At 64.4% G+C, this 22,657-nt stretch carries 19 protein-coding genes and 1 tRNA gene; 13 read left to right on the forward strand and 7 right to left on the reverse strand.

The genetic code is table 11. The features are described from left to right. The first annotated feature begins 52 nt into the window (after positions 1-52). The 5 genes from leuC (at position 53) to K0B96_RS07380 (ending at position 4,041) form a co-directional block, all read left to right on the forward strand. Positions 53-1,471, forward strand: a complete 1,419-nt coding sequence (gene leuC, locus K0B96_RS07360) for a 3-isopropylmalate dehydratase large subunit (protein ID WP_220165581.1) — start codon at positions 53-55, stop codon at positions 1,469-1,471. A 9-nt stretch (positions 1,472-1,480) separates the two neighbouring features. Further along, entirely contained in the window at positions 1,481-2,083 is a 603-nt protein-coding gene (gene leuD / locus K0B96_RS07365) for a 3-isopropylmalate dehydratase small subunit (RefSeq protein WP_220165583.1), read from the forward strand. Between the two features lie 108 nt (positions 2,084-2,191). Then, positions 2,192-2,806 carry a MotA/TolQ/ExbB proton channel family protein gene (locus K0B96_RS07370; protein WP_220165585.1) on the forward strand — a complete coding sequence of 205 codons (615 nt, stop codon included), beginning with the start codon at positions 2,192-2,194 and terminating at the stop codon, positions 2,804-2,806. After that, complete coding sequence (locus K0B96_RS07375) at positions 2,803-3,201, forward strand: ExbD/TolR family protein (protein WP_220165587.1); 399 nt, start codon at positions 2,803-2,805, stop codon at positions 3,199-3,201. The genes K0B96_RS07370 and K0B96_RS07375 overlap by 4 nt, the downstream gene beginning before the upstream one ends. A gap of 153 nt (positions 3,202-3,354) precedes the next feature. Beyond that, on the forward strand, positions 3,355-4,041 hold the full coding sequence (locus K0B96_RS07380) for an SDR family oxidoreductase (protein ID WP_220165589.1): 687 nt from the start codon (positions 3,355-3,357) through the stop codon (positions 4,039-4,041). Positions 4,042-4,110: 69 nt separating this feature from the next. Here the strand turns inward: K0B96_RS07380 and K0B96_RS07385 are convergent, their stop codons facing one another. The 5 genes from K0B96_RS07385 to speA form a co-directional block, all read right to left on the reverse strand. Continuing rightward, positions 4,111-7,407 carry a DNA polymerase III subunit alpha gene (locus tag K0B96_RS07385; protein WP_220165592.1) on the reverse strand — a complete coding sequence of 1,099 codons (3,297 nt, stop codon included), beginning with the start codon at positions 7,405-7,407 and terminating at the stop codon, positions 4,111-4,113. Continuing rightward, entirely contained in the window at positions 7,400-8,917 is a 1,518-nt protein-coding gene (locus tag K0B96_RS07390) for a DNA polymerase Y family protein (RefSeq protein WP_220165593.1), read from the reverse strand. The genes K0B96_RS07385 and K0B96_RS07390 overlap by 8 nt, the downstream gene beginning before the upstream one ends. Positions 8,918-8,951: 34 nt before the next feature. Beyond that, positions 8,952-9,602 carry a RecA family protein gene (locus K0B96_RS07395; protein WP_220165595.1) on the reverse strand — a complete coding sequence of 217 codons (651 nt, stop codon included), beginning with the start codon at positions 9,600-9,602 and terminating at the stop codon, positions 8,952-8,954. 27 nt (positions 9,603-9,629) lie between these two features. Further along, the gene (lexA, locus tag K0B96_RS07400; RefSeq protein WP_220165604.1) at positions 9,630-10,247 is read right to left on the reverse strand and encodes a transcriptional repressor LexA; all 618 of its coding nucleotides are present in this window, start codon (positions 10,245-10,247) and stop codon (positions 9,630-9,632) included. Between the two features lie 71 nt (positions 10,248-10,318). Further along, on the reverse strand, positions 10,319-12,268 hold the full coding sequence (gene speA, locus K0B96_RS07405) for a biosynthetic arginine decarboxylase (RefSeq protein ID WP_220165613.1): 1,950 nt from the start codon (positions 12,266-12,268) through the stop codon (positions 10,319-10,321). A gap of 91 nt (positions 12,269-12,359) precedes the next feature. Here speA and yajC point away from each other — a divergent pair, with 91 nt between their 5' ends. From yajC to K0B96_RS07435, 6 genes are all read left to right on the forward strand, one after another. Then, the gene (gene yajC, locus K0B96_RS07410; RefSeq protein WP_255558887.1) at positions 12,360-12,713 is read left to right on the forward strand and encodes a preprotein translocase subunit YajC; all 354 of its coding nucleotides are present in this window, start codon (positions 12,360-12,362) and stop codon (positions 12,711-12,713) included. Positions 12,714-12,765: 52 nt separating this feature from the next. Next, a complete protein-coding gene (gene secD / locus K0B96_RS07415) occupies positions 12,766-15,312 on the forward strand; it encodes a protein translocase subunit SecD (protein WP_220165615.1) in 2,547 nt (848 codons plus the stop codon). A gap of 25 nt (positions 15,313-15,337) precedes the next feature. Continuing rightward, positions 15,338-17,059 (forward strand): single-stranded-DNA-specific exonuclease RecJ, encoded by a 1,722-nt coding sequence (gene recJ, locus K0B96_RS07420; protein ID WP_220165617.1) that lies wholly within the window; start codon positions 15,338-15,340, stop codon positions 17,057-17,059. A 73-nt stretch (positions 17,060-17,132) separates the two neighbouring features. Continuing rightward, positions 17,133-17,209, forward strand: a tRNA-Arg gene (locus tag K0B96_RS07425). Between the two features lie 272 nt (positions 17,210-17,481). Beyond that, the gene (locus K0B96_RS07430; RefSeq protein WP_220165619.1) at positions 17,482-18,084 is read left to right on the forward strand and encodes a hypothetical protein; all 603 of its coding nucleotides are present in this window, start codon (positions 17,482-17,484) and stop codon (positions 18,082-18,084) included. A 97-nt stretch (positions 18,085-18,181) separates the two neighbouring features. After that, positions 18,182-18,928, forward strand: coding sequence for a YceH family protein (locus K0B96_RS07435; protein WP_220165621.1), 747 nt, complete (start codon positions 18,182-18,184; stop codon positions 18,926-18,928). Positions 18,929-18,948: 20 nt separating this feature from the next. Here K0B96_RS07435 and K0B96_RS07440 read toward each other — a convergent pair whose 3' ends face one another. Further along, positions 18,949-19,815 carry a CPBP family intramembrane glutamic endopeptidase gene (locus tag K0B96_RS07440; protein WP_220165623.1) on the reverse strand — a complete coding sequence of 289 codons (867 nt, stop codon included), beginning with the start codon at positions 19,813-19,815 and terminating at the stop codon, positions 18,949-18,951. A 128-nt stretch (positions 19,816-19,943) separates the two neighbouring features. Here K0B96_RS07440 and K0B96_RS07445 point away from each other — a divergent pair, with 128 nt between their 5' ends. Further along, entirely contained in the window at positions 19,944-20,372 is a 429-nt protein-coding gene (locus tag K0B96_RS07445) for an OsmC family protein (protein WP_220165625.1), read from the forward strand. A gap of 28 nt (positions 20,373-20,400) precedes the next feature. Then, positions 20,401-20,646 carry a hypothetical protein gene (locus K0B96_RS07450; protein ID WP_220165627.1) on the forward strand — a complete coding sequence of 82 codons (246 nt, stop codon included), beginning with the start codon at positions 20,401-20,403 and terminating at the stop codon, positions 20,644-20,646. 67 nt (positions 20,647-20,713) lie between these two features. Here the strand turns inward: K0B96_RS07450 and K0B96_RS07455 are convergent, their stop codons facing one another. After that, positions 20,714-22,606 carry a gamma-glutamyltransferase family protein gene (locus K0B96_RS07455; protein ID WP_220165629.1) on the reverse strand — a complete coding sequence of 631 codons (1,893 nt, stop codon included), beginning with the start codon at positions 22,604-22,606 and terminating at the stop codon, positions 20,714-20,716. Positions 22,607-22,657: the final 51 nt, after the last annotated feature.

A 22,657-nucleotide genomic window follows, 5' to 3' on the forward strand; every position in this document is an offset into this window, starting at 1 on the left:
AATAAGTATTTCCCGGCATGGCAACGCTCTGGTAGGCTGCGCACCGTTTCTCATGGCAAAATCCCTGTTTCAAAAAGTCTGGGCGGCGCACACGGTGCGCCAGCTGGCCAACGGCCAGACCCAGCTCCTCATCGGCACGCATCTGATTCACGAAGTCACGAGCCCGCAGGCGTTCGGGATGCTGCGCGATCTCGGGTTGAAGGTGGCGATGCCGCAACGGACCTTCGCCACGGTGGATCACATCGTGCCGACCGACCAGTTTGCGGAGCCGTTTGCCGATCCGCTGGCGGACGCGATGATCAAGGAATTGCGCAAAAATTGCGCGGAGTTTGGCATCACGTTTTTCGATCGTTCGACGGGCAAGCAAGGGATCGTCCACATCGTGGGCCCGGAGCAAGGCATCACCCAGCCGGGCACGACGATCGCGTGCGGCGATTCGCACACGAGCACGCACGGGGCATTTGGCGCGATCGCCTTTGGCATCGGCACCAGCCAGGTGCGCGATGTGCTCGCGACGCAGACGATGGCGTTGAGTCCGTTGAAGGTGCGCCGGATCAACGTCACGGGAAAATTACGGCCGGGCGTGTATGCGAAGGACGTTATTCTCCACATCATCCGCACGCTGGGCGTGAACGGCGGCACGGGCTTTGCCTACGAATACGGCGGCGAGGTGTTTGACCGCTTCACGATGGAGGAGCGGATGACGGTCTGTAACATGTCGATCGAAGGCGGAGCGCGGGTGGGCTACGTGAATCCCGACGAGACGACATTCGCCTACTTGAAGGGCCGGCCCTACGCACCGAAAGCGGGGGCGTGGGATGAAGCGGTGGCGCGGTGGCGCGCGACGGCGAGCGACGCAGGTTGCGCGTATGACGATGTCGTCACGATCGACGCAGCCGAGATCGCGCCGACGGTGACGTGGGGCATCAATCCCGGACAAGGCATTTCCATCGCGGAGAAGATTCCGGATCCGGCGGCGGCGCGGACAACCGACGAGAAGGCAAACATCGAGGAGGCGCTCGCCTACATGAAGCTGCACCCCGGCGCGCCGATCAAAGGCACGAAGATCGACGTGGCGTTTCTCGGTTCCTGCACGAACGGGCGCTTGAGCGACTTCCAGGAAGTGGCGCGGTTTCTCAAAGGAAAACGCGTGGCGCCCGGCGTGAAGGCGATCGCGGTGCCGGGCTCGCAGGGCGTGGGTCTGCTCTGCGCAGAACTCGGCATCGATCGCGTGTTTCGCGATGCGGGATTTGAGTGGCGCGAGGCCGGTTGCTCGATGTGCCTCGCGATGAACCCGGACAAGTTGATTGGCGATCAGCTCTGTGCGAGCTCGTCGAATCGCAATTTCAAAGGCCGGCAAGGTTCGCCGACTGGCCGCACCCTGCTCATGAGTCCGCTCATGGTCGCCGCGGCCGCCGTGACCGGCGCGGTGGCGGATGCGCGCGAAGTGTTCGGTGTGGAGGCTAACTAAGGAATCATCATGGCTCTCGCAAAAATCACCCAAATCTCCGGTCGTGCGGTGCACGTGCCGGGTAACGACATCGATACCGACCGGATCATCCCGGCGCGTTATCTTAAATGCATTACCTTCGACGGTCTCGCTGAAGGCCTCTTTGCCGACGTGCGCCACAGTCCGGATGGCCAACTGCAACCGCACCCGTTGAACGATCCGCGGTTCGCGGGGGCGACGATTCTGCTCTCCGGCGCGAATTTCGGTTGCGGCTCGTCGCGCGAACATGCGCCGCAGGCGATCGAGAAGTCGGGCTTCAAGGCGGTCGTGGCGGAGAATTTTGCCGAGATCTTCTTTGGCAATTCGACGACGATCGGCCTGGTTTGTGTCAACGCCAGCCGCGAAGACATCGCGAAGGTGTCAGCGGCGGTGGAAGCGCAGCCGGGCCTGGAGGTGACGATCGACTTGGTCGGTCGGGAGATCCGGTTCGGCGGCGACAAGGTGCCGTGCACGATCCGAGATTCCGCGCGCGACGCATTGATCAACGGCCGGTGGGACGCCATCGGCGAGCTGCTGGATGGCCTGCCGGCGGTCAAGGCCACGGCGGCACGACTGCCGTATCTCGCCGCGTAACGAAATTCCGTTCTCGACGTCCTCAAGGCAGTCCGGCACCGGACTGCCTTTCCTTTTTTCTGAACATTTGCTGGGCTTCAACGTCCCACTCTCCACAATTTTACCTCCATGGTTTTGGCCATCATCGATTGGGCTCGTGTCGTTAAAGAAGCCGGCTTGCTGGCTTACCCGCTGCTCGGATGCTCCGTCGTCGCGGTGTTTATCATCTTCGAGCGGGCGTTCGCGCTGCGCAATTCGGAGGTGATGCCGGACGATCTGACCGACGCCGTGCTGCAAGGGAAAATGATCGCGGGCGGCAATCATTCCGCGCTGGGTCGCGTGATTGATTTCGTGGAGCGGCACCCGGGCGACGCCGAGGGGGCGAAGGCTTACGCCCGATTGGAAATCATGAAGATGGAGCGGGGTGTAAGCTACCTCGACACGATTTACGTAGGCGCGCCATTGCTCGGTTTGATCGGCACGGTGTCGGGTTTGTTGACGGCGTTTAACGTCATCGATCCGGACACGCGCATGCCCGACCCGGTGCGATTTACCGAGAGTGTTGGCTACGCCCTGTCGGCAACGTTGCTGGGGCTGTGCGTGGCTGTCCTCGCCCTGGTCGGCAACGGGTTTCTGCAGCGGCTGGTCGACAAGCATGCCGCGAAGCTGGACGTGTTGCTGGAGCGCGTGATCTCGCGCCACGGCAAGGTTTCGGCCGCCCCGGCGAGCGTGGAATCGCGATGAGTGGACTTCGCGTCAAGCGCCGGCGCCGCCCGGAGCTACCGTTGGTGCCGCTGATCGACGTGCTCGTGATGCTGGTGCTGTTTGCCTTCGTGACGATGCGTTTCACGTCGCAGCAGACGTTGAACATCACGCTGCCGAAGGTGGAGACGGCGGGCAAAAACGAGTTCAAGGGCACGGTGACCATCGGCATCGACAACAAGGGCGTGGTGTCCTTCAACGGCAAAGACGTGACGGATGATCAGTTGCTCGAGCTGCTGCGCGAAGTGCGCAAAGTGGACAAAGATATTCCGGTGCTGATCAGGGCGGACGAGACGACGCAGTTGAAGAAACTGGCGTTTGTCATGGATGCCTGCCGCAAGACGGGCTTGAACAAGTTCAGTCTGCAGAGCCGGTAGTGCGCGCCGGCGGCGGCTTGCAATTGGGCGACGGACCGCGGTCGGAAACGAGACGCTGATGCGTTCCGCTGCGGATGGTCGGACGAACGTTCCCGAAGGGCGGCAGCGGGGGCGCGGCTTGACGGCCGGGCGAATGCGGCGTGCGGTGGGGCGATGAAAATTGTTCTCACCGGTGTCACGCGTGGTCTGGGTCGGGCGTTGGCGGAAGAGTTTATTCGCGGCGGGCACACGGTGATCGGCTGCGGTCGCAGCGGGGAGGAGATTTTCGACCTGCGCATGACGCACCAGGCGCCGCACGATTTTTCGGTCGTGGATGTGGCGCTCGACAACAAAGTCGCACTTTGGGCGGCGAAGGTGCTGGAGCGGGACAGCGCGCCGGATCTGTTGATCAACAACGCCGGCGTGATGAACCAGCCGGCGCCGTTGTGGGAGGTCGGCGATCGCGAGTTCACGAAGGTGATTGATGTGAATGTGCGTGGTGTGGCGAACGTGATCCGGCATTTCGTGCCGGCGATGGTGGCGGCGAAACGGGGAGTGATCGTGAATCTGAGTTCAGGCTGGGGACGCAGCACGTCGGCGGGCGTGGCGCCTTATTGCGCGTCGAAATTTGCGATCGAAGGACTCACGCAGGCGCTCGCAAAGGATCTGCCGGAGGGCATGGCCGCGGTGGCGTTGAATCCGGGCGTGATCGACACGGAAATGTTGCGGCTCTGCTGGGGCGACGACGCAGGCCATCACGGCAAGGCGGATCCGTGGGCGAAAGTCGCGGCGCCGTTTTTCCTGCAACTGGGGGCGAAAGACAACGGGGAGTCGCTCAGCGTGCGCGAGTTCGAGGACTGAGTCGGGCCGTTGGTTGAACCACGAATAGACACGAACGAAAACCTCGGCGGGCGCGGGGAGACGGGCGGGTTAATGAAAATCGTGCGAGGCTTGCTCCGGTAGCGCGGCTTCGCGGAGGGGTTCGATGCGTTCGGCTTTCACGTGGATGACGTGGGCCTCGTTTTGCAGGCGGCCGGTGATGCGCAGCGCCGCTTCTTGCGTGATGATGAGGCGGTCGCGTTCGAACGTGGGCGCGGCGACGATCGCGTTCGCGATGCCGGTCTCGTCTTCCAGACTGATGAACACCACGCCCGAAGCCGTGCCGGGGCGCTGGCGGCAGATGACGGAGCCGGCGATCGTCACGCGTTCGCCGGTTTTGAAATTGGGCAGATCCGCGGCGCGGCAGACATCGGGCAGGCGCGCGCGGATGAGTGCCATCGGATGCCGGCCGGTGGTGAGGCCGGTGTGGTGGAAATCGGCGTGCAGGCGTTCCGTGAGTGTCATGGGCGCGAGCGGCGAATCCGCCGCGCCGGTGTCGGCGAAATATTTGAACAGCGCCTCGTCGTCGGACCACGCGGCCTCGACCTGCCACATCGCACCGCGCCGGTGGGTGGAGAAACTGTTGAGCGCGCCGGTGGCGGCGAGCGTGCGGCGGGCGGCGGGGGAGAAATCGGTGCGGCGAAGAAAATCGTCGAGAGAGGCGAAGGGTTTGACGCGCCGCGCGGCGAGCATGGCGGTGACGGCGGCTTCGGGCAGGCCTTTGACGTAGCGGAGGCCGAGCCGGATCGTGTGGGCGTCGAGGACAGTGCAAGACCAGTCGGAGTGTTGCACGCAGACGGGCAGGGCCTTGAGTTCGCGGCCGCCGCGTTTCGCATCCTGCAGGAGCGTGGCGGGCGAATAGAAGCCCATCGGCTGGTTGTTGAGGAGGCAGGCGTAGAACTCGGCGGTGCGATGGTTTTTCAACCACGTGCTGAAATACGCGAGCATGCCGAAGCCGATGGCGTGCGATTCGGGGAAGCCGTAAGCGGCGAAGGATTTCGCCGACTGGCAGACCTTGGCGACGACGGTTTCGTTGCGACCGGCCTGGCGCATCGCATCGGCGAGTTTTTGGAGTTCGCGGTCGAGCCGTTGCGGATTTTTGGTGAAGCCCATGGCGCGGCGGAGTTGCTCCGCCTGACCGCCGGTGAAGTGCGCGAGCGCGACGGATAATTCCAGCATCTGCTCCTGAAACAGAATCACGCCTTTCGTGCGGCTGAGGATGGGTTTGACGAGGTCTTCCACGCTGGGGTCGATATAATCTTCCGGCTCGCGGCCATCGCGGCGGCGGATGAGCGGATGCACGAGCGAGCCGGTAATCGGGCCGGGGCGCACGATCGCGACCTGCATGGCGAGGTCGTAAAGGTTGCGCGGTTTGAAACGCGGCAGCGTGGCCATCTGCGCGCGGCTTTCGATTTGGAAGACGCCGACGGTATCGGCGGCGCGGATTTTTTCGTAGGTGAGCGGATCGTCTTCCGGAATGTCGTCGAGGGCGTGCGGACCGTCGGCGCGGGTGGCGCAGAGCTCGATCGTTTCCTGCAAAACGGCCATCATGCCGAGGCCGAGGAGATCGATTTTGACGATGCCGAGGTTTTCGCAGTCGTCCTTGTCCCACTGGCAGATGCTGCGGTCGGTCATCGTGGCGGGTTCGAGAGGGACGACGCGATCGAGCTGGCCCTGGCAAATCACCATGCCGCCGGAGTGCTGGCCGAGATGGCGGGGAAGCGCGCGGCTGAAGTAGTGATGCAACTGCGCGAGGGCGGCGGCGCGCGGGTGTTCCGCGGCGATGCCCGAGAGCGCGAGCTGCTCCTGGAGCTGGAGGGTTTGCGGAAAATCGCCGTTGGCGTAGAGACTGGAAAAGCGATCGAGCGCGTCGTCGCCGAAGCCGAGGACCTTGCCGACTTCGCGCACAATGCTGCGGCCGCGGTAGGTAATGACGTTGGCGGTCATCGCGGCGCCGCGGCGGCCGTAGCGGCGGTAGACTTCCTGGATGATGCGTTCGCGGCGGTCGCCGCTCGGGAGATCGAGATCGATGTCGGGCCACGAGGGGCGGCCGTCGGCGCCGACGCGGCTGTCGTTGAGAAAACGTTCGAAGAGCAGGCGGTGTTTCAGCGGGTTGACCGCGGTGATGCCAAGCAGGTAACAGACGGCGCTGTTGGCGGCGCTGCCGCGACCTTGCACGAGGATCTGGTGTTCGCGGGCCCAGCGGCAGATATCCCAGACGATGAGAAAATAGCCGGAGAAATTCAGGCGCGCGATGAGCTCGAGTTCCTTGTCGACCTGCCGGCGCAGGGCGTCCGGCAGCGGACCGCGAAGCCGCTGGGGCGCGGCGGCGAGGGTGAGAGCGCGCAGGTAGGCGTCCATCGATTCGCCATTCGGCGGCGCGAACGTGGGGAATTGATACCCGAGATTCTGGATGGTGAACGCGAGCCGCTGCTCGAGGTGAAGCGTGTTGGTGAGCGCGTCGGGGAGGTCGGAGAAAAGGGCGTGAAGTGTCGCAGGAGATTTCACGTGCCGCTCGGAGTTGACGGCGAGGCGCCGGCCGGCGGCGTCGAGGGTGGTGTGTTCGCGGAGACAGGTGAAGACGTCGGCGACGATGCGGTGCGCAGGCCGCGCGTAGTTCACGCCGCCGGTGGCGAGAAGCGGGAGGTGTGAAGCGGCGGCGAGGTCGCGGAGAAAGGCGACTTCGCGTTCTTCGCCGCGAACGCGGTGGCGTTGCACTTCGACGAAGAGACGGGCGCAGGCGGGATCGGAGTCGGCGCCGAAGATGGCGGTGAGTTGGGCGAGGGCGGACGCCGCGGCGGAACCGCCGCCGGAGCGCCAGGCGCGGCGGACGGGACCCTCTTCATCGCCGGTGAGGGCGACGAGGCCGGCGGAGAAACGGGCGAGTTCGTCCCACGTGGCGAAACACGGGCGTTTGCGGTCGCGGGGCGAGGGCGCGGCGGACGAAGCGAAGGTTGGCTCGGCGTTCGGTGTGAGGCCGGACCGCGCGCGGAGCACATGGTCCACCACGGTGGGATCGCGTGCGGTGAGTTTCGCTTCGGTGATGAGCTGGCAGAGATTTTGATAGCCGGTGAGGTTGGTGGCGAGGAGCGGGACGACGGTGCCGTCTTCCATCGTGATTTCCGCGCCGACCCGGGGTTGAACGGGAAACGCGTTTTCCTGGGCGGCGGCGTAAAAGCGGGGCGCGCCATAGACGCCGTCGCGGTCGAGCAGTGCGACGGCGGGCAGGCCGGCATCGGAGGCGGCGCGATAAACGTCTTCGGGCAGGGAGCCGCCGCGCAAAAAGCTGAAGGCGCTGCGCGCGTGGAGTTCGGCGTAGGCGGGAGCGGAAGCGGCGCGGCTAGTCATATTCGCCCTCGATGAAGTGGCGTTCTTGACACCAGAGCAGCCGGTAGAGGCCGCCGTCGTGGAGCGCGATGTCGCGTTCGCGGCGGACCCAGGCGCGGTCGCGTTGCCACCATTCGCCGCTGCTGGTCCACGCGGCGGAGCAGGCGGTGATCTCGCCTTGGAATTGCTCGGTCCACACATACGTGGGGCGGTCGGCGGTGAACTCCACGCGCGCGGGCAGCGGCGGGCGGAAGCGGCGCAGGGGCGGCGCGAGCGGCGGATGCACGGGCGGCGCGGCGGGCGCGGGCACGAGGGCGGACGGCGCGCTGAGGCGAAAGGCGTCGGGGCGATGGGTGTCTTCGCGTTGCGGCGTGCCTGCGCGGTCGGGGCCGACGAGGGCGCTGACGCGGGCGAGGGTTTCGGCGAAGCCGTGCGGATCGCGGAGGCCGGTTTCGAAGAGGCCGTGCTGGCGCACGAGCGGGCGCGCGGGTGTGAGGGTCAGGCGCAGGGCGACAATGGCGGAGGCGGTCGAGAGGGATTCGAGGTGCGTGTGGAGCGCGCGAAAGAGAATTTCGGCGTCGGCCGTCGGCGCAGGCAGACGAAAATCGCGGGCGCAGGTGGTGTCGTCTTCGAGCGAGAGCGCGAGGTGCAGTTCGACGGCGACGTGCTGGCTGGCGCGCAGTTCGAGCGTGAGGCGATCGACGAAACGACGCAGGAGAAACAGCAGCGGTTCGAGCGTGGCGACGGGTTCTTCAAACTCGCGGGCGGCGGCGAAGGTTTGCGGGAGCGCGACGGGATGCAGCGGACGCGGGGCGCCACCGGCGGCGCGTTGCCAGAGGGCGAGACCGGCGGTGCTGAAGCGGCGGACCATGTCGTCGCGGGGCAGTGCGGTGAGGTCGCCGAGCGTGCGCACGCCCCAATCGTGCAGGACGGCGGCGAGTTCGGGCGTGGGGTCGGCGGTGGCGAGCGGGAGCGGGGCGAGGAAGGCGGATTCGTCGGCGGGGAGAACGGCGTGGAGGGCGGACGGTAGAGGGCGGACGGAGGAGGACTTTTCGGAGGGAGAAAGACTTTTGGGGGCGGAGCGGGCGGCGTAGAGGGCGAGAAGGGGCGTGCGGGCGAGGCCGGCTGTGGCGGTGAGGCCGAGGTCGGCGAGCGCGGTGAGGGCGTTGGCCGCGAGGAGGTGTTGTTGCGGAGCGTCGAGGCCTTTGAGGTCGATGGTGCTGATGCCGGGCGCGGTGTCTTCAATCGTCGGCGAAAGCGTGAAGGCGACGGCGTGCAGAGCGGCGCGCGCCTCGGTTTCGGCGGCGGCAGCGGGCGTGCGGATGAGCAGCGCGGGACAGCGGGCGACGGCTTGGGGCGCCGTCATGCCCAGCTCAACGCCGGCGGCGCGGGCGGGGGCGTTGACGGCAAGGACGAGGGATTTTTTCTTCGTGCCGTCAAAGAGCGCGGCGGGTTGTTCGGCGCGGGACGAGGGTTCGGTGCGCAGCACGGCTTGCAGGGCGAAGCCGGCGAGATGAAGGACAGCGAACACGGCGAGAGCGAAGGCGACGGAGGAGGGAGCGAGTTCACGCGCTCAACGCGCCGGTGGAGAGCGATCGCTGGCGTTGCAGGGAGGGCGCGAGGTGCGTTTGCAGTGCGGGGCGCTCGTGTTGCAGCGCGGCAAAGGCGTGCGGCGCGGAGAGCGCGAGGCGGAGTTGCGCGCTGGGCACGGAGGCGCGGGGTGTTTCCACGACGAGGGCGAGATCGGTGGGTTCGACGGCGCGTTGCAGTCGATACCATTGCGGGCCGGGGATGCGGCGCAGATCGGCGGCAGGGGCGCGACGGAGGTCGAGGACGACGAGGCCGAAGTTGGCATCGCGCGCGAGCAGATCGGCGCACTGGAGCGCTTGCGCGGTGGAGGCGCAGCGCACCCAGAGCAGGTGCGCGAGGGCATCGTCGTCGAAGGAGCAGGGATCGAACGAGTCGGTGCTGTCGATCAACGCGACGCGGAGGCGGTTGGCGCGCGTGACGGCGAGGAGTTGCGCGAGCAGCAGGTGCCCGCCGCAACTCGGCGCGGTGCAGGCGACTTCAGTGAGGGCGCCGAGCGGCAGGCCGCCGGCGGTGGTGTCGATCGCCTCCACGCCGGTGGGCAGCACGCGGCCGACCGTGCGCGGCACGGAAGGAAAGCGTTCGGCGAGCAGATGCCGAAGCGCGGCGAGCTGAGCGGGCCGGGCCATGACGAAGAGAAGCGACGGAAGGCGGATTCAAGCGGTGGATCGGCGCAGGAGGCCGACCATGACGCCTTGGATGACAAGTTCGGCGGCGGGCAGCAGATCCGGGTAGAGGGGATTCTCGGCCCGGAGAAACGGCCGGCCGCGGGTGATGAGGAAGCGTTTCAACGTGGATTCGCCGTCGATGAGCGCGGCGACGATGTCGCGCGGGCGCGGTTCGCGGGGCGTGAGAAACACGGTGTCGCCATCGAGGATGCTGGCGCCGGTCATGGAGTCGCCGCGGACGCGGAGAGCGAAGAGCCGGGTGTTGCTGCGCACGCCGAGCGCGGCGGTGTCGAGGGAAACATAGCTGTCGGGCTGCTGCTCGGCGGCGACGGGGAGACCGGCGGGAATCGTGCCGTAGAGGGGGATTTCGGCGAGGGCGCCGCGGCGGGGATGGCCGGCGGGGAGGAGGCCGCGGGCTTTGCCGGCGAGGCGGCGGAGGGCGCCTTTGCGGGCGAGGGCGTCGAGGTGGCGTTTGGCGGCGAAGGAGCTGGCGAAACCGAAGCGGGCCTGAATTTCGCGCAGGGAAGGGGCGACGCCGTGCTGGCGCTGGTGCTGCTGCACGAAGTCGAGCACCTCTTGCTGGCGGTCGGTTAACATAGTGCTCATTTGAGCACTAGCGGCGGCAAAAGCAAACCCGCCGTGGCGGGCGGCGGGTTTTGTACCGGAGCAGGCGGGGCTTACGGCTTTTTCTTCTTTTTGCGGCCGTTCTTCGGCTCGATGTGCAGGTAGGTTTTGTTGAGCATCTGGCTCTCGTAGAGTTCGAGGAGGCGCACGCCTTCGCGGGGCTTGACCATGTCTTTGCGCGTGGCGGCGTCGATCTGGGCCTTCATTTTGCGGCAGAGATCTTCCTGCTGGTATTGCACGCCTTCGATGACGTCGGCGATGCGCGAGCCGCTGAGCGCTTCTTCGATGTAAAAGCCGTTGGGCTCATCCTCTTCGAGGAACACGTGCACTTCGTTGACGCGGCCGAAGAGGTTGTGGAGATCGCCCATGATGTCCTGATACGCGCCGGTAAGGAAGATGCCGAGGTAGTAGGGTTTGCCGTTGAGCGGGTGGAGCGTGAGGTAGTCCTTCACGTCCTGCAGATCGATGAACGAGGATATCTTGCCGTCGGAATCGCAGGTGATGTCGACGAGGATGGCTTTGACGGAGGGTTTCTCGTCGAGGCGGTGAATCGGCGCGATGGGGAAGAGCTGTTTCAACGCCCAGTGGTCGAGCAGCGATTGGAAGACGGAGAAATTGCAGACGTATTGGTCGGCGAGGAGGGTGGAGAGATCGTGCAGCTCCTCGGGCTGGTAGCCGGATTTTTTGCCTTCGAGGTCGATCTTTTCGCAGATCTGCCAGAAGAGCGATTCGGCGGCGGCGCGGTTTTCGAGGTCGAGGTAGCCGAGGTTGAAGAGGGAAAACGCCTCCTCTTTTTTCTGAATGGCGTCGTGGAAACGCTCGAGGCGGCCGAGCTTGCCCTTGTTTTTGAGCATGAACTCGAGGTCGGTGACGATCTTGTGCTTTTCCTTGGGCTGATGCTGCTGGCCGAGGGATTCGCGTTTGTTGATGCGTTCAAACACCTCGACGACGAGAAGGGAATGTGGCGCGACGATGGCGCGGCCGGATTCGCTGACGATATCGGGCACGGGCACGTCGGAGCTGGTGCAGATGTCGCGAATGTTGGAGACGACGTCGCGGGCGTATTCCTCCATCGAGTAGTTCATCGAACTCTCGAAGTTGGTGCGCGAGCCGTCGTAATCGATACCGAGGCCGCCGCCGACGTCGAGGTAACCCATCGGGAAGCCCATCTTCGCGAGCTGGCAGTAGAAGCGCGTCGCTTCGATGACGGCGTTCTTGATCGTGAGGATGTTCGGGACTTGGGAGCCGATGTGAAAATGGACGAGGCGGAGCGCCGAGGTGAGTTTGGCGGCGCGAAGCTTTTCGATGGCGAAAAGGATTTCAGCGGTGTTGAGGCCGAATTTGGCGTTGTCGCCGGTGGAGGACGACCACTTGCCCTCGCCGCGGGTCTGGAGTTTGGCGCGGAAGCCGATCATGGGCTTCACGCCGGTTTCCTCGGAGAGGCGGATGATGTCATCGAGCTCGGCGAGTTGTTCGACGACGATGATGATCTTTTTGCCGAGTTTACGGCCGATCAACGCGAGGCGGATGTAATCGTTGTCTTTGTAGCCGTTGCAGATGATGAGGCGTTGGGCGCCCTCGTGCATGGCGAGGGCGATCATGAGCTCGGGCTTGGAGCCGGCTTCGATGCCGTAATTGTAGTCCTTGCCGGCGGCGATGATCTCGTCGACGACTTCGCGGAGCTGGTTGACCTTGATGGGGAACACACCGCGGTAGTTGCCTTGGTATTCCTCTTCGCGGATGGCCTTGTGGAAGACCTCGTTGAGCTGGATGACGCGGTGGCGAAGGAGGTCCTGGAAACGCACGACCATCGGTGCGCTCAAACCCATGCCGAGCGCCTCCTGCACGACATCCATGATGCGAATCCCGCGGCCGTCGGCCCGGGGCTGGACGTTGACGAAGCCGGCTTCGTCGACGGAAATGTGGCCGTTGCCCCAGCGCTTGAAGCCGTAATGTTCTTCGGACTTGGCGGCCGACCAGGCGGATGCGGATTTGCTTTTCAATGCGATGGGGAGTGGGGGACTTATAGCTTGCTTTTGCGAATGCCGATTCAGTTAAGTGCGTGTTTTCTTTTTTCAAATCCCGCTACACGCAATGACGAAAATGGTCCCTCTCACCGATACGCTCTCAATGTTGGCCCAAGCACCCGGTGCGCAGGGACAGAGTATGATGCCGAGCCTGATCTTCTTCGGCCTGATGTTTGCCGCGATGTATTTCCTGATGATCGCGCCGCAGCGGAAGAAGCAAAAAGAGCATGCGAAGATGCTCGCGGCGCTCAGCAGTGGCGACGAGGTTGTGACGACCGGCGGAATTTTCGGCACGATCACGAATGTGAAGGATGATCGCTTTGTGATCCGGATTGCGGACAACACGAAAATCGAGGTCGGCAAGGGCTTCATCACCTCCGTCGTGCGCAAGGACGGCGTCACGTTGGCCGACAAGAAGTAAGCGCGCGACCGCTCTGCGCTCCGTTCGCCACCCGTTTTAAACCAGACCTACCATGCTCAAACGCAACCTCTGGAAGATCGTGCTCAGTGTCGTCATCACGGCCTGGGCGCTGACCACGCTTCTTCCGATGAAAGACCAGGACTTCGCGAAATACGCGAAGGCGCAGGCCGGCGCCAAACCGGCGGAATTCGCCAAGCTCGTCGATGAGGCGGTCGCGCTCCGCGAGTCGGGGCAGGCGCCCAGCGACTACGTGGCGTTGCGGCAGATCGCCCGGGCGCGGCGCATTGATTTGTCGGTGTATTTTCCGCAGTTCAAATTGGAAGAGACGTTGAAGAACGTCGAAAAGCGCGACGACCTCGTGCTGCACGAGCTGGACCGCATGCGGAAGAGCAAGCTGCACAAGGGCCTCGATCTGGCGGGCGGCGTGGCCGTGACGCTCGAAATCGATGAGCGCGCCGCGACGGCCGACAATCCGGACGTGCGCAAGGAGAAGATCAGCAAGGCAATCGACATCATCGACAAGCGCATCAACGAATTTGGCGTCTCGGAGCCCTTGATCCGTGCCGTCGGCGATAACCGCATCGAGATCCAATTGCCCGGCATCAATACGAAGGACAATCCGGAGATCGTCGATCTGATCAAGAAGCCCGCGCTGCTCGATTTTCGCGTGGTGAATCCGAACGTCACGCCCGGTCCCGGCGTCGATGCTCCGCCCGGCTATCAGGAGATGACGCTCGATAACGAGGATCGCCGCGGCGAAACCTCGTCGGAGCAACTTTTCGTGAAACGCATCCCGGAGATGACCGGCAAGGCGATCGCCAATTCTTTTGTTCGGGCGGACATGTATGGGAAACCGGAGGTCATTCTCCAGTTCACCAAGGAGGGCAAAAAGCAGTTTGCCGACATCACGCGCACCATCGCGGAGTCCGGTCAGAAGGCCGGCCGTCTGGGGCGCCTGGCGATCGTACTCGATGGCCAGCTCTATTCGGCACCGACCGTGCGCGAGGAAATCGACAGCGATTCCGCGGAAATCACCGGCACCTTCAGCGATCGCGAAGCGCTCAATCTGGCCAACGTATTGAACAACCCGCTCGACCTGCCGTTGGTCGTGAAGGAGCAATATGAAGTTGGACCGTCGCTCGCAGCGGGCGCCATCTCGAGCGGCAAACGCGCCACGGTCATCGGCGTGGCCCTGGTCGCGGCGTTCATGATCAGCTACTACACGCTGTCGGGCCTGATCGCGGTGTTGAGCGTGACGTTGAACATCCTGATCGTGCTCGGCGTGCTGGCGAGTTTCGGCGCCACGCTGACGATGCCAGGCATCGCCGGTATCGTGTTGACCGTCGGTATGGCCGTTGACGCGCACATTCTGATTTTCGAACGCATGCGCGAAGAACTGCGGGCGGGCAAATCGCTCCCGGCGGCTTTTCACGCCGGTCACGACAAGGCGTTCACGACCATCATCGATGCGAATTTGACGACCCTCATCACGTCGTTGCTGATGGTGGCGTTTGGCAACGGTCCGGTGAAGGGCTTCGGCATCACGATCACGATCGGTATTTTCTCGACCATGTTCACCGCGCTGATCGTTAGCGAAATGCTGCTGGATTTCTCGATCGGCTCCCAACTGATGAAGCGGATGATCACGCTGAACCTGCCGGCGCCGAAGATCAATTTCGTGAAATACGGCCGGCGCGCGTTCACCGCGTCGTGGGTGCTCGTGCTGGTCGGCGTGGCGGCGTTGTTTTATCAAGGCCACAAGGTTTACGGCATCGACTTCGCTGGCGGCGATGTGATGACGCTTTCGTTCAAGCAGCATGTCGATATCGCCAAGCTGCAAGCAGCCGCGGACAGCGCGAAGATCGGCGAAGTGATGCCGGTCTATCACAGCGAGATCGGCGGCGGGCTGGAAACGCTCAACGTGCAGACCGAATCCGGCAAGGGCGAGGCAGCGGTCAAGGCGTTCCAAGCCGCGTTCCCGAACGCGGGCTATGATCTCGTCGGTCAGACGGCTATCGGGCCCTCGATCGGCAAAGAAATCCAATGGAATGCGCTCATGGCGATCGGTCTCTCGATCATCGGCATCATGGTGTATGTCGCGTTTCGCTTTGAAATCGGCTACGGCTTCGGCGCGGTCGTCTCGACGGTCCACGACGTGTTGATGACCGTGGGTATCTTCGTGCTCGTGGGCCGGCAGTTCACGGCTCCGATGGTGGGCGCGATCCTGCTGATCGTCGGTTACTCGATCAATGATACGATCGTCGTCTTCGACCGAATCCGAGAAGAGTTGAAGCAGAACCCGAATTTGAATCTGCGTGATGTCATCAATCTCGCCACGAACCGGGTTTTCACGCGCTCGATTCTGACGAGTTTGACGACATTTCTCGCGGCATTGGCGCTGTTCATTTTCGGCGGCGGCGTGATCAACGATCTGGCGTTCACCTTCCTGGTGGGCATCGTGACCGGCACGTTCTCGTCAATCTTCATCGCGAGCCCGCTCTTCTACTGGTGGCACAAAGGCGACCGGAAGCACGTGGAAGCGCATCACGATATCGCGCCGAAATACGAATGGGCCGGTTCGAGCCGGGCCTCTGACTGAGGCCCGCGGGTTGATGATTGCGCCGATGCGCTGGACCCACACAGCGCTGCCCGCTGAGGAGGTCGGAGCGCTCAGCCGGGATGCGGGCGTGAGCCCCGTCCTGGCGGAGCTCTTGCTGCGCGCGGGCGTGGCCCGGAGCGAGCTGGCGGCGCAGTTCCTGCAGCCAGCGCTCGCCGGGCTCACGGATCCGTTTCTCCTGCGCAATCTCGAAGCAGCGGCGACGCGTCTGCGGCTGGCGATCGCGCAGCGCGAGGACGTGGTGGTCCTCGGCGATTACGATGTGGATGGCGTGAGCAGCACGGCGTTGCTCGTGGGCGTGTTGCGGCGCTTTGGCTTGAGTCCGCGGTTCATCGTGCCGCGGCGTGCCGACGATGGTTACGGGTTGTCGCGGAGCGCGATCGATCGCGCGCTGGAGCAGGGGAGGCCGCAGGTGTTCGTGGCGCTGGATTGCGGCACGAATTCACATGCAGAAGTGGCCTACCTGTGTGCGCAGGGGATCGATGTCATCGTAATCGACCACCATCGCTCGAAGGAGCGCCCGCTGACGCAAGGGATTTTGGTGAACCCGCATATCGACGCGGAAGGCAGCGTGGACGATGTGGCTTGGCGCAACCTCTGCACGGTCGGCCTGGTGTTCAAGCTGGCGCATGGATTGCTCAAGCAACTGCGCAGCGAAAACCACCCGGTGGCCTTTGAGCTGAAGTTGCGCGAGCAGCTCGATCTCGTGGCGCTGGGGACCGTCGCGGATCTGGTGCCGCTGCGCGGGGAGAACCGCATTCTGGCGCGTCATGGGTTGCGCATTTTGCAGGAGACGCAGCGGCCGGGTTTGAGGGCGTTGATGGATGTGGCGGGCATGCGCCCTGCGCAGGGCGTGCTGCCCGTGGATATTTCGTTCCGCCTCGGCCCGCGGATCAACGCGAGCGGGCGGCTCGCCGACGCGGCGTTGTCGGTGGAGTTGCTGTTGAACGACGATGAGACGTTCTGCCGGGAGACGGCGCAGCAGCTCGATCAGTTCAACCGCGAGCGACAGGACATCGAGCGCAAGATCACGGAGGAAGCGGAGCGCCTCGTGGAGGAGCAGTTTCTGTCGTCGCAGGGTGTTGTGCTCTTCGGCGAGACCTGGCACCCGGGCGTGGTGGGAATCGTTGCCGGCCGGATCTCGCGCAAATACAACCGCCCGTGCGTGGTGCTGGGCAACGATGGCGAGCTCGCGAAGGGGTCCGGGCGGAGCGTGGACGGCATCAACTTGGTGGAGGTGCTCGGCCAGTGCAGCGAGCAGCTTTCGAGCTGGGGTGGGCACCCGATGGCCGTGGGCATCGCATTGAAGAAAGAGAATCTGCCGGAGTTTCGCGCGCGTTTTGCCGCGGCGGTGACGGCGCACGCGGGTGGCGACATTGCGGAGCGCCAGCTCCAGATCGCGTGCTGGCTGGAACTGGAGCACATCCGCGAGGCGCTGATGGACGAGTTGGCGGGCCTGCATCCGTTTGGGCAGGGCAATCCCGAGCCGGTGTTCGGATTGCGCGGAATCGTGCTGCGGCATCGCCCGGAAGTGTTCAAGGAACTGCATTTCCGGTTCTTGGTGGATAACGGCGTGCGACGTGTGCATGGCGTGGCGTGGAAGCAGGCGCATCGTTTGCCGCCGCTGAATCAGCCGATCGACCTCGCAGTGGAGTTGGCGTGGAATCACTTCAACCATCGGCGACTCCTGCAGATGGAGTTGATCGACTGGCGCCCGACGCAGGGCTGAGGCGCGACGGTTTTTTCGCTGCAATTCGCGCTTGCACTCCCGGCGCAATCCCACCTTTTTTCCACCTTCTCACGCACCCGTAGCTCAATTGGATAGAGCGTCTGACTACGGATCAGAAGGTTTGGGGTTCGACTCCCTACGGGTGCACCATTTTTTGCCGCGCGCCGCGCGACTGTTCGGCCAACGATTTCCGATTGCAGCGGACCTAGGCGCAGTGAGCGCCCCAGGATGGGGCCGCGCGTTTAGGTTTTAGGAGAGCGGAAGTTCTTTCGATTGGGACTTACAGAAATCGACGCGGAGTCGAATAGAGGCGCCGGAGAGGTAAGGTGGATGCCCTATTTTTTACCAAAAAATGCGCAAGGTGAGTGCATTAGACGCAATCGCCGTTGACGAGCAGAGCGGGGCGTCGAGACGTGGAAGAGGTGAACGTTGCCTGGCCTATCGTGATCGTCGCGGGGTTGCTGCTGTTTTTCCCGGTGAGGTTTTTCTTTCCGGCGAACGGGCTTTTGCGGACGCTTTCACATCCGCCGGACAGCATGGAGCACAAGCCGACGCCGCTCTGGTGGCTCACATGGGCGCAAGGATTGGATTTCCTGAGCGGTTGGGTCGCGGCGTATTTACTGCGGGAGCATGGGTTCAGGGCGGCGCCTCGGGCGGTCGGAGCGGATGCTCTGGCGCCGGCGTTGGTGACGTATGGGCTCCTGCTCGCGGCGGTCTTTTATCGCATGCCGGTGCGGGGACGGAAATACGTGTGCGTGGCGCCGGTGGGTTTTGTGTTGGGCGTGATGTGGGCGGTGGTGCCGCCCATCGTGGCGCTGGTGAGCACCGTTTTTCTGGTGTGCAGCGCGGCGGCGTTTCGAAGTCTCACGCCCGCATTTCTTGCCGGCGCTGCGGCCGTGGTGGCGACGGGATTTCTCTTTAACGCGCCGCGCCTTGAGCTCGTCTTTTTCGCGCTGGTCGCCGCGATGCCGGTGGTGGTTTCGGTCGTCAGCTATCGCGCATTGGCGTTGCCGAGCCGACGATGAACGGTCGGCGGAGTCGGGGCCCGTCCTGTGCGACCGCCGAAACGATACGACCGGACGGAGGGCTTGCGACAGCGAGCGAACACGCGAGATTGGCGGGATGAGTGCTGAATTTCCTGCGTCCACCGAGAGTGCGTTGCCGTCACCTGCGCCTACGCCTGCGGAAGCGGCGGCACCACTGCCGATCGAGCCCCCGTTGTCAGTGCTCGAAGCACGGGTGCTGGGTTGCTTGATCGAAAAGGAGCTGGCGACGCCCGACGTGTATCCGCTGACGCTGAACGCGTTGGTGAACGCGTGCAACCAGCGCAATAATCGTGCGCCGCTGCTGAGTGCCGGCGCGAGCGAAGTGGAAGTGGCGCTGGAGCACTTGCGGCACAAGCAACTCGTGACGTTTTTTGCGGGCGCGGAGGCGCGCGTGAAGAAGTTCAAGCAACGGCTCGACGCGGAATTTCCGATGGAAACGCCGGCGCGCGCGATGATCGCCGAGCTGCTTTTGCGGGGTCCGCAAACGAGCGCAGGTTTGCGCGGCAATGCGGAGCGGATGTGCGCGATGCCGGATCTGGGGGAGATCGACACGATGTTGGGCGAACTGGCGGCGCGTCCGGCGGGACCGTTGGTGCGCAAGTTACCCCGGCAGCCCGGACAGAAGGAGGCGCGCTGGGTGCAACTTTTCACCGGCGAACCGCCGACAATCGCAGCGGCGGAGTTGAGCGGGCCGGCGGAGCCGCTGGTCGTCGGAATCGCCCTGCCGGCAGAGGCGGAGCGGCGGCTGGCGGCGCTGGAAGCGGAAATTGCGGCGTTGAAGCACGAATTGGCGCAGTTGCGTGAATCGCTCGGCGGTGGCTAACGTGCACGGAGCGCGCTGCGTCAGGGATGTTGAAGCGCCGGATACGTGAACGCAAAGAAGTGCACGGTGTTGAGCGCGAAGTGAGCGAGGATGCTTGCTTCAATGCGACCCGTGCGCAGGTAAATCCACCCGTAGCCGAGGCCGGCGATCGTGGCGAGAAACACGTAGACCGCACCGCCCGCCGCGTGCGCGAGGCCGAAAAGCGCCGCCGCAACGACCAAGGCGAACCAGCGCCCGGCGACCGAGGGTCCCCACAGCCGCTGCAATTGCGCCTGCACAAAACCGCGGAAAACCGCCTCCTCGGCCATGCACGTAAAGAGGAGGTTCACGCCGAGCCAGAGAGCGGTGGCGGCAGGGACCTTCGGGGCCCAGCGAACGTAGCCGGTGACGAGTGACACGCCGAGGACGACTGCCATCACCCCGAGCGCGCGTGGCGCGGTGGCGGCGAGCATGGTCCGCCATTCGGCGAAGGAACCGATGCGCGGGTGGCACCAGCGCAGCAGAAGCAAACCCACGACCACTTTGTCGAAGTTGAGATAAAGGGTAAACGGCACGGCGTCGGGCGTGAAGCGGACCGCATCGAGGACACGCGGGTTGTGAAAGCCGGGCAGCCGATGCAGCATAAGCGCGGCGGCGAGCAACAGGACGGCGGCAGCGGCGGCCAGGCGTGCGCCACGATGCGCAGAGGCGGAGGCGAAACCGCAGGCCGCCGCGGCGAATCCGGCGATCCAGAGGAATGCGAGGGGATCGAGCACACGCGTTTGCAAGCCCGTCAAAAGCGCCAGCGCCCAGAACCAGAACCACCCGCGGCGCCGCAGGAACGACGTTTCGCCGCCCGCCCAAAGCGAGACGATGGCGGCAGCGAGAAACATGAAGGGAACGGCCACGAAGATCAGCGAAGCGAGACGCCGAGCCATTGGCGAGCCCAGCAATGTGTCCGCGGCGCTGGCTAGGCGGTGGAAGTTGTTTTAGGATCCGCGATCGCCGGGCAAAGGGCCCGGCGGCAATTCATACCATGAAAAGAAAAGCCTCCGCTCTCTGGCGCGGCGATCTGAAGTCAGGTCGCGGCACAATTTCCACCGCCAGCGCTGTCCTCAAGGACACGCCGTATTCATTCGCGACGCGTTTTGAAAGCAGCCCGGGCACCAATCCGGAAGAGCTGATCGGCGCAGCGCACGCGGGATGTTTCTCCATGGCGCTGTCGATGGAATTGGACAAGGCGGGGTTCACCGCGGACTCCGTTGCGACGACGGCGGAAGTGACGCTCGAAAACCATCCGCAAACGAGCTGGACGGTGACGCGCATCCATTTGACGACGGAGGCGAAGGTGCCGCGGATCACCGCGGAGAAGTTTGCGGAAATCGCCAAGGGGGCGAAGGAGGGCTGCCCGATTTCGCGGCTGTTGAAAGCGGCGGAAATCACGCTCGACGCGAAGCTGGTGTGAGGTGCGCCGGCCGGCGCGAGGAGCAGGCATGTCAAAGACGAGGCGGCAATTGTTGCTGGCAGTCGCGGACGCGATCGGTGGACGGCGCGGCGCGGGAATGCGTGCGGCGTTGGACAGCCAGTTGCTGCACGATCTCGAAGTATGGGATGAGCTGCTGAGCGAGGCGGAATTTGAATTGCAGGTGGCGCAGCTCGCCCGGCGATTGTCGACGGACGATCCCGGGCTCGGACGGCGCGCGTTCGAGCCACCGGAGACTTGGGGCTTGGCGAACTGACGCGGCACGCGTCGTCGCGCGGAGAGGTGTGGCGCGCACGTCTGGGGGCGGAGCAAGACGGCGGGTTTCACCACGCGATGCCGTAGTCTTCACCGGTGTCGGACGCGGCACCTTCGAAGGCACCGTGTTCGGCATCGATGTAGATTGCGGTCACGGGTGAGTAGACGCGCGGAAGAGGTTCGACGTGATAGCCCATCTGCGTGAGTTGCTCGCGGACCCACGGCGGCACGTCGTCGCGAACTTCGAGGCGGCCGGGTTCGGAGCGATGGTCGCCGAAGGAGGACTGCATTTGGTAGCTGGCGAAGTTGGCGGCTTCGGCGGATTGCTGCACATTCATGCCGAACTCAACGACGTTGAGGAAAAACTGGAGCAGATTCTGGTCCTGCGAATCGCCGCCTTGCACGGAGAACGCGAGAAAAGGGCGGCCATTTTTCAACGCGAGAGAGGGCGAGAGTGTCACGCGGGGGCGTTTGCCGGGTTCGAGGACGTTGAAGGGATTCATCGCACGATCGAGGACGAAGCTCTGCATGCGTTGCGAGAGGCCCACACCCGTATGGCCGGCGATCACCGCGGGAATCCAACCGCCGCTCGGAGTGACGGAGATCACCCAACCGCTGGCGTCGGCCGCTTGAATGGAGGTAGTGCCGGCGCGGAAATTTTCGTCGGGCGTGAAAGTCGCGGAGACTTGGAAGCCGGCGGGTTTTCCGGCGGAGGTCGCTGGCGTGGGCGTCCACTTCTCGAGGAGATCGCGAAACGGATTTTGTTCTCCTTGGTAAGGGTAGGGATCGCCGGGGCGGGCACTCGTGTCGTTGTGGTGCGGGTTGATCGTGGCGAAGCGGGCGGCTGCGTAGTCTTTTGAAAGCAAGCCGCGGATGGGTTCGGCGGGTGGGAAGGCGGGGTCGCCGTAGTAGAAATCGCGGTCGGCGAACGCGAGGTTCATGGCTTGATAAACGGTGTGGATGTAGCGGGCGCTGTTGTAGCCCATCGCGCGGAGGTCGGCGTGTTCGAGGAGATTCAGCGTTTCGAGAAGGGCGGGGCCTTGCGTCCACGTCGTGAGCTTATACACGTCGACGCCGCGGTAGGTGGTGGAGACGGGTTTCTCGATTTTCACGCGCCAGCGGTCGAGATCTTCGAGAGTGATGAGGCCGCCCTGCTCCTGGGTGGCGCGGACGAGTTCGCGGGCGATGTCGCCGCGGTAGAAGCGATCATAGGCAGCCATGATGGCGGTCGTGCGATCGCTGCCGGCGGCGAGGGCGGCGTGTTCGGCGTCGACGAGGGAACGCAGCATCGCGGCGAGTTCGGGTTGACGGAAAATTTCGCCGGGCTGCGGCGCGGCGCGCTGGGCAGGGTTTCTTTCGTCCAAGTGCGGGAGGAAAACGCGTTTGGAATACGGCCACGCGGCGATGCGGCTGCGGAAACGCTCAATGGTGTCGGCGGCTTGCGCTTCCATCGGATAGCCGTCCGCCATTTGAATCGCGGGCGCGAGCACGTCGGCGAGAGACAGCGTGCCATACTCCGCGAGCAGGGTGAGCAGGCCGCCGGGTGTGCCGGGTGTGACGGCCGCGAGCGGTCCGTATTCAGGCGGGTAGGCCAGGCCACGGGCGCGAAAGAAGTCCACGGTCGCACCCGTGGGCGCGACACCGAGAGCGTTGAGGGCGATGACCTGTTGTGTGCGCGGGTTGTAGAGGAGAGCCTGCGTCTCGCCACCCCACGAGAGGGTGTCCCACATGGTGCAGGTGGCGGCGAGCATGGCGCAGGCGGCATCGATGGCGTTGCCACCTTTCGCGAAAGTGAGGGCGCCGGCGGTGGCGGCGAGGGGTTTGCCCGTGACGGCGACCCAGTGCTTGCCGTGGAGAAGCGGTTTGTTGGTGCGCTGCGCGGAGAGCGGGGACGCGAGGAAGGTCGTGGAGACGGCCAGAGCGAGGAGTGCGGTCGGGCGCGGACGGGCAGGGAAACGCATGGGGTAAGGGCAGACGCGCCCGGCGCGGACGCGACGCGGGAAAGAATGGCG

The organism is Horticoccus luteus, from assembly GCF_019464535.1.
GTDB classification, from domain to species: Bacteria; Verrucomicrobiota; Verrucomicrobiia; order Opitutales; family Opitutaceae; genus Horticoccus; species Horticoccus luteus.